The 7,357-nt window shown below is 35.4% G+C and carries 7 protein-coding genes and 1 pseudogene; 7 read left to right on the top strand and 1 reads right to left on the bottom strand.

Annotated features, from left to right (window positions below):
• Positions 1-76 precede the first annotated feature (76 nt).
• The 4 genes from L323_RS30640 to L323_RS30625 all read left to right on the top strand — a co-directional run bounded on the left by L323_RS30640 (position 77) and on the right by L323_RS30625 (position 2,460).
• Positions 77-784 carry an LD-carboxypeptidase gene (locus L323_RS30640; protein ID WP_020815480.1) on the top strand — a complete coding sequence of 236 codons (708 nt, stop codon included), beginning with the start codon at positions 77-79 and terminating at the stop codon, positions 782-784.
• A 132-nt stretch (positions 785-916) separates the two neighbouring features.
• Positions 917-1,252: a PadR family transcriptional regulator gene (locus tag L323_RS30635; RefSeq protein WP_020815479.1), complete on the top strand. Its 336-nt coding sequence runs from the start codon at positions 917-919 to the stop codon at positions 1,250-1,252.
• Between the two features lie 2 nt (positions 1,253-1,254).
• On the top strand, positions 1,255-1,884 hold the full coding sequence (locus L323_RS30630; protein ID WP_031342028.1) for a DUF2812 domain-containing protein: 630 nt from the start codon (positions 1,255-1,257) through the stop codon (positions 1,882-1,884).
• Between the two features lie 12 nt (positions 1,885-1,896).
• Complete coding sequence (locus L323_RS30625; RefSeq protein ID WP_020815477.1) at positions 1,897-2,460, top strand: 3'-5' exonuclease; 564 nt, start codon at positions 1,897-1,899, stop codon at positions 2,458-2,460.
• Here L323_RS30625 and L323_RS30620 read toward each other — a convergent pair.
• A complete protein-coding gene (locus tag L323_RS30620; protein ID WP_242835272.1) occupies positions 2,429-3,034 on the bottom strand; it encodes a Pr6Pr family membrane protein in 606 nt (201 codons plus the stop codon). The genes L323_RS30625 and L323_RS30620 overlap by 32 nt on opposite strands.
• Before the next feature lie 389 nt (positions 3,035-3,423).
• Here L323_RS30620 and L323_RS30615 point away from each other — a divergent pair, with 389 nt between their 5' ends.
• The 3 genes and pseudogenes from L323_RS30615 (at position 3,424) to L323_RS30605 (ending at position 7,340) form a co-directional block, all read left to right on the top strand.
• Positions 3,424-4,548, top strand: coding sequence for an ROK family transcriptional regulator (locus L323_RS30615; protein WP_020815475.1), 1,125 nt, complete (start codon positions 3,424-3,426; stop codon positions 4,546-4,548).
• A gap of 261 nt (positions 4,549-4,809) precedes the next feature.
• Positions 4,810-6,322 (top strand): annotated as a pseudogene (locus tag L323_RS30610) (sugar ABC transporter ATP-binding protein).
• 1 nt (position 6,323) lies between these two features.
• The gene (locus L323_RS30605; RefSeq protein WP_020815474.1) at positions 6,324-7,340 is read left to right on the top strand and encodes an ABC transporter permease; all 1,017 of its coding nucleotides are present in this window, start codon (positions 6,324-6,326) and stop codon (positions 7,338-7,340) included.
• The last annotated feature ends 17 nt before the right edge of the window (positions 7,341-7,357 follow it).

Genomic DNA, 7,357 nt, shown 5'->3' with positions numbered 1-7,357 from the left:
CTGCAAATCTTTCATAATCAACAGGTTCCATGTAAACTGTTAAAAACAATATTTAAAGAAAGTTTGAGGTGAATCAATGATTGCGCAAAAACTAAATTTTGGTGATGAAATAAGGGCAATTGCTCCTTCCAGAAGTTTAAGCGTTGCAAGGCAGGATGTTTTTGAAAATGCTCTGAAATTCCTTTCGGATAAAGGGTATATAGTATCTTTTTCAACGAATAGTCGGGAAATTGATGAAACAAATTCTTCTAGCATACAGTCAAGAGTTGAAGACCTACATACTGCTTTTATAGATAAAAATGTTAAAGCGATAATTGCTTGTGTTGGCGGCTTTAATGTGAATCAAATATTAGAATATATAGATTACTCTATAATACAAGATAATCCTAAAATTCTATGTGGTTTTTCTGATATTACTGCATTAAGTAATGCGATTTATACTAAAACAGGATTAGTTACTTATTGTGGTACTAATTTTACTTCATTTGGATTTAGTGATGGTATTGAGTATACAAACCAATATTTTGAGAAATGTTTGATAAATTCCGGCGAGTATTTTATTGAGCCGTCTCAACAAGCAAAAGAATACTATGTCATTCAGGAGGGCTCTTGTGAGGGTGAAATTGTAGGAGGAAACCTTTGCACCTTAAACCTATTGCAGGGGACACAGTTTATCTTGAAAAATAAAATTTTATTTCTTGAGGATGACAACATTGTGGGAGACTATTTTCCTTTAGAATTCGATAGAAATCTTCAATCCCTTATTAACAAAGCAAAAATTTAATGTTACTAACGGCCGCCATAGACATTGACTGAATTTATATGGTGGTTTTTTAATTACTCATTGACATATACAGTATGACTGTATATAATCAAACTATACAGTTTAACTGTATAGTTTATAGGTGGTGATAAATTGAATTTAGATAAATACCTTCCATTAACAGAAACAACCTTGTATATTCTCCTTTCCCTGAATGAACCTGGACATGGGTATATTGTTATGCAAAAGGTTGAGGAGTTAAGCAACGGAAAAGTCCGAATTGCTGCGGGTACCATGTATGGAGCATTGGAGAACCTGACAAAACAAAATTTAATCAGCATTTTGGATGTCGGTGATAAGAGACGAAAGGTTTATCAGATTACAGAGCTTGGGAAAATGGTATTGCAGCAGGAAACAAACAGGTTGGCACACATTGTAAGCGTAGCAGAAAAATATGGTTATAAGATTACTGAAGGAAGTGATTGTTAATAATGAAAATAAGAAAATATTTTATGGATCCTGTAAAAGAAGAAAAATGGATAAATCAAATGCTTAAGGAAGGAAAAGAACTTGTATATTCTACCGGCTGCACATATTATTTCATTGAGGAAAGCAATCCCTACGTAATTATAAAATCCGACTACAGGTATTTTAAGTCACAAAATGATTTCCTGGATTATCTGCTAATGTTTGAAGACAGCGGTTGGATGCATATCAAAGGGACTAAGTATTCGGGTGTACAGTATTTCAAAAAAACAAACTGCGCTGAGGCTGACGATATATTTTCTGATGCTCCCTCTAAGGCAGCAAAATATAAGAGAATGGCCGACATGTGGCTGACACTGGTACTGGCATACATACCGATAACTATAGTGTTTATCAATAACGGGTATATAAACCTTAGGGCTTTCCTGTATCCGCAAGAGTTGTATTATACACCGGGCCTTTGGGACATGACAGGTACAAAATTCTGGAAGGCTTTTATGTTTGAAACTCCTTTTGCAGTGGGCCGAGGCTTTTCCTGGCTGATATTTCCTGTAATAATACTCTTTTACGGATATTTTTATTTTAAACTGCACAGAGTATACAAAAGAGAAAATCATACTAAATCAGTTATATAACTGGGGAAATATATGTTAATATTTGTTGATTTTGAAGCTACCTGCTGGGATAGAAATGAAAAAAATAAACGACCCCATACTGAAATAATCGAAATAGGGGCTGTGGCAACCGGACAAAATTTAGAACAAATCGGCAAATTTACAGCTATAATAAGACCCGTAATAGAGCCTGTTTTATCTGATTACTGCAAAGAGCTTACAGGCCTTAGTCAAACTGATGTAGAAAACGGGATAGATTTCAACCGGGCAATCGACCTCTTTTACCAATGGATAATTCAGTACCAAAGCACTGAAAACTCCATACTGTATACATGGGGGAACTATGACATTTTTCTCCTTAAACGAAGTCTTAGAAGGCAAAGAACTAAAAATAAGGATTTTATGAAAATAATCCATAAAGACGGACTAATAGATTTACAGGAGCAGTTTATGAAGGTTACAGCACTCCCTTCTTCCTCCTGCAATCTTGCTAAGGCACTTCAAATTATCGGACAAACCTTCCATGGTACAAAGCACAAGAGTGTTGACGATGCCGCAAACATGGTCAAGCTTTATAAGTATTTGAATAAAAACTAGTTGGCTTTACAAAATTAAATCTGATATTGCCAAGGGAGATTTTGTCAACCAAATAAATAACATACCCAAGAATAAGAAAGCCCAGAATAAAAACACCTGCATATTTAAATACATTAATCCATCCGAGAATATCAACATCTACAAAGTAATATGGATATTTGCTTTGTACTATTGCAATCATTCCGCCTATTCTTGCTCTTATGATAAGAAATATGAAATATGAGATTGGAACAGAAATCCAAAGCATGGGATCAAACCACCTGAAGTTTTGTTTTTTGTCAAATAACAGCCAGTCCAAAACAGTCATTATGGGAACAAAATAATGTACCAGAATATTTTGCCAGTTAAGTATTCTATAGTTTGCATCATGAGAAGTATATAAAGGGATCAGTACGAAGTGGTAAATAATAAATGTCATTGAAATTGTCATGGTAACTGCACCCTTTAAGTGGGGAAAGACGCTGGTAGAACCCTTGATACCCTTAGTTTTGATATCAATCACATTTTTTACCGCCAGAATAGAAAAGAATACGAAGCACAATGCATTACTCTGTATCGTGTAGAAAATAAGCATATAAGGTGCAAATTTTCCACTGGGAATACCAGAGTTCAAGTATAAACCTATTCCACAACCAAATAAAAACAAAATCCTAAAAATTAATGCGAGCAATCGATTATGAATGTACATAATTCTCACCTCTGCATTTCGACAATTTTTATTCTTGTGACAGCGGTATATATTTACTTTTCTAAAATAATTATACCATAAAATGTACTAAAATCTATACAATATCTCATAAAAATACTAAATTCTAAATTTTTTTAACCATTTACAGAAAATTACCAATATATAATGGTAAATTTTATGCTATAATCATGGGTGACTGCTATTGAAATAAAATGAGATTTGTTATAGTATTAACATTAATAAAAGACATTTATAAAAGTTGGGTGGTTGAAATTATGGCAACTAAGGTAAATAGCATTGAGGTAAAAAAAATAAACAGAAATGCCATATATAACTTTCTTTACAAACATGAACCCATATCTATCCAGGAGATTGCTTATACCTTAAACATGAGTCTGCCTACAGTAACTCAAAATATAAAGGAACTTCAGGAACGTGGGCTGGTAATAGAAACAGGTCTTTTTGAATCCACGGGAGGCAGAAAGGCTAAGGCTATTTCATATAATAGTTCTGCAAAATATGCAGTAGGTCTGGACATTACACGCAACCATGTAAGTATTGTAATAATTGACCTTAGCGGAAAGCTTCTAAAGAATTTCAGAATACAGTACCCTTTTAAAAATCACAAAGAGTATTTTAAGGGAGTAGGCCAACTTGTTACAAAACTGGTAAGTGAAGCTGGAATTAATGAAGCCAATATACTTGGGGTCGGTATAGCATTGCCTGCCATACTTTCTGATGACCGTCAAACTGTGAGTTACGCTACGGTTATTGACTTTCAGGGTGGTAGTGTAAATGCTTTTCAGGAATTTATTCCATACCCCATTATTTTGAGCAACGATGCCAACGCGGGCGGTTTTGCAGAAATGTGGCGTGAAGATTCAAATGAAAATGTGGCATATCTTTCTTTAAACAATTCTGTCGGAGGCTCTATAATAATAGCCAAAAACATTTATGATGGGCAGAACCAAAGAGGCGGAGAGTTTGGGCATATGACCATAGTACCAAACGGAAGAGAGTGCTATTGCGGTCAAAAAGGCTGTGTTGATGCATATTGCTCGGCAAAGCTTTTATCAGATAGTACCAACGGAAATATTGCAGAGTTTTTCAGATTATTGAAGTTAAATAAGGAACCGCAAAAAAAGTTATGGAATGAATATATATCGCATTTAATAGTAGCAATAAATAATCTGCGTATGTTGTTTGACTGTAAAGTTATATTAGGCGGATATGCCGGAGCTTACATGGATGAATATATTGGTGAGTTAAGGCAAATGGTGGCAAGGTACAATACTTTTGAAATAGACGGAAATTACCTTCACGCATGTAAGTACAAACTTGAGGCAACCGCTGTAGGTGCTGCACTTGCTCATGTTGATCAATTTATAAAGAACGTTTAAAAGCAATTCTTATAGGGGCAGTAGTATGTATAAGCATATTGCTGCCTTTCATTTTTAAATACATTTTTCTACCTTTTGTACAAATGTACTAAAATTAAATTGAAATTTTTTAATTTTTTATGTTGACTTTTACTAATTATACGATATAATCTTATTAAAAGTAATTTATAAAAGTCTTATATAAATCGGTCGATGAAAGATGGTAATTATAGTAATAAGTGTTATAGGGTTTTTATACAAGAAAACTTATGGGGGAAGGAAATGGACAAAAACATTAAGCTAAGAGTTTCGCAAATTGAAAAATCCTTTCCAGGGGTTAAAGCTCTTGATAAAATCGATTTTACTGTAAAAAAAGGTACTGTGCATGTATTGTGTGGGGAAAACGGAGCAGGAAAATCAACATTGATGAAAATCATTAACGGGATTTATCAACCCGACGGCGGTGAGATATTCATTGATGAGAAACCTGTGAAAATCAATAATCCCATACAGGCTAGGAATCTTGGTATATCAATGATTTTTCAAGAAATGAACTACGTTCCCGAAATGACGGTAGAGGAAAACCTGTTTCTAGGCAACCTGCCAGTCAACAAATTTGGTAATGTAAACTGGAAAGAAGTTAGAACGCGTACAAAGGAATTATTAAAAAAAGGAAAATCTGCCTTATTTACCTACCACACTGTTAAAGGATCTGACGGTTTCCGATATCCAGATGTTAGAGATTTTAAAGGCAATATCATACAATTCCGATATTATAATCATGGATGAACCGACCTCGGCCATCACGCAAAAAGAAGTTGAGAAGCTCTTTAAAAAAATTGAAGAACTGAAAGCCAGGGGAGTTTGCATCATTTATATTTCTCACAAACTGGACGAAATATTCCAGATAGCTGACGAAATAACAGTATTCAGAGACGGAACAGTTGTTGAGAGTCATCCGAAGGAAGAACTTGACATTGAAACCGTAATCGCGTTAATGGTTGGAAGAAAATTGACCAACACCTATCCAAAGGAAGAAATCAAAATCGGAGAAAAGTTACTTGAGGTTAAGAAATTAAGTAACGGAAACGTTTACCATGACGTAAGCTTCCACCTGAAAAAGGGCGAAATCATTGGTTTTGCCGGACTTATGGGGGCAGGAAGAACTGAAGTTATGAGATCGCTCTTCGGACTGGACCCTATTTCATCAGGAACAGTTAATATCAAGGGAGAAGAAGTCAAAGTCAAAAATGTACAACAGATTATTGAAAAAGGACTGGTAATGCTATCAGAAGACAGAAGAAGATACGGTATTATTCCAGTCAGATCAGTAAGGGAAAATACAACATTGGCATTTCTTCAGAAGGTATTTTACAGATTCCGGTATCACAAGAAAGTTGAACAAAACATTGTATCAGATATGTTCGAGAAAATGAGGGTAAAAACTCCTACTTTGGAAACGCCTATTGCTTCATTAAGCGGCGGAAATCAGCAGAAAGTCTTATTGGCAAAGTGGATGATAAGAAACCCGGATGTTCTTATACTGGATGAACCTACAAGAGGTATAGATGTAGGTGCTAAATTTGAAATATACAAACTAATGACAAATTTGGCAAAGGAAGGTAAGGGAGTAATAATGGTTTCATCCGAGCTTCCTGAGCTTATAGGTATGTGTGACAGGATTTATGTAATGTCAAAGGGTGCAGTTACAGGCGAAATTAAACGAGAAGATTTTTCCCAGGAGCTCATTATGAAATATGCTACTGGAACTTTAACATCAGATGAGGTGAGATAAAATGGATTTAAGAAGTAATAACCTATGGAATACGGCAAAAAAGAAATACAGTATTTTTATGGTACTGTTTGTATTATTCATAATATGTTCATTGGCAAACCCAAACTTTTTAACAACCAGCAACCTGACAAATATCTCAAGACAGTTGGCAGTTACAACAATTCTTGCATTTGGTCAGACAATATTGATAATCTCAGGAATGCTTGACTTGTCGCAAGGTTCCGTATTGGCACTCTCAGGAGTATTTGCAATATCTGCTTATAAAGCAACAGGCTCACTTGTTGTTGCGGTGTTGGTAGGTATAATTACCGGTGTTGTGTGTAACTTTATAAATGCTTTGATGATCAGTACTTTTAAGGCTCCCCCATTTATTGCAACCTTGGCAATGCTGACAATGGCAAGAGGTGTAGCACTGCTTTATACAAAAGGACAAAACATTTTACAGCTTGACAAGTTTGTAGTTTTCGGACAAGGTTCTGTAGGCGTTATTCCAATACCTATCATATTCCTTGTGGCATTGGCAATAGTAACATGGTATATATTGAAACACACCAGGATTGGACGTTCTCTGTATGCCGTTGGTGGAAATGAAGAAGCATCAGTTGCATCAGGTATCAACGTTCACAGAGTTAAGTACACTGCGTTTATAATCAATGGTATTTTCGTTGGGTTGGCAGGAGTATTGTTCATGTCCCGTGTTAATGCAGGTCTTCCAAATGGTGCTGTAGGTTATGAGTTTACGGCTTTAACAGCGGCTATCATCGGTGGAACCAGCTTCTCAGGTGGTGTTGGAACTGCAACAGGTACATTGGCCGGTGCATTTATAGTAGGTTTCCTTGACAATATTATGAACCTCACCAGTGTAGATTCTTATATGCAGCAGATTGTAAGAGGTGCAATTATAGCCCTTGCCGTTATATACGACATTCAGTCCAAAAACCGTAGAACTAAGAGTACACTTGGTAGAATAGAAGACAAACAAAATACAAAAAACAAGAAAGCAGCAGTAAAGAAATAAACTTAATTCAAATTAAA

Source organism: Ruminiclostridium papyrosolvens C7, from assembly GCF_000421965.1.
Classification (GTDB): domain Bacteria; phylum Bacillota; class Clostridia; order Acetivibrionales; family DSM-1351; genus Ruminiclostridium; species Ruminiclostridium papyrosolvens_A.
This window is presented reverse-complemented; position numbering and strand designations above follow the sequence as displayed.

Bases quoted from the DNA above. Each gene is read 5' to 3' on its own strand.
- L323_RS30630 (WP_031342028.1), top strand. From the start codon at position 1,255: ATGAAAATAAGAAAATATTTTATGGATCCTGTAAAAGAAGAAAAATGG.
- L323_RS30615 (WP_020815475.1), top strand. From the start codon at position 3,424: ATGGCAACTAAGGTAAATAGCATTGAGGTAAAAAAAATAAACAGAAAT.
- L323_RS30620 (WP_242835272.1), bottom strand. From the start codon at position 3,034: ATGCTTATTTTCTACACGATACAGAGTAATGCATTGTGCTTCGTATTC.
- L323_RS30640 (WP_020815480.1), top strand. From the start codon at position 77: ATGATTGCGCAAAAACTAAATTTTGGTGATGAAATAAGGGCAATTGCT.
- L323_RS30605 (WP_020815474.1), top strand. From the start codon at position 6,324: ATGGATTTAAGAAGTAATAACCTATGGAATACGGCAAAAAAGAAATAC.
- L323_RS30625 (WP_020815477.1), top strand. From the start codon at position 1,897: ATGTTAATATTTGTTGATTTTGAAGCTACCTGCTGGGATAGAAATGAA.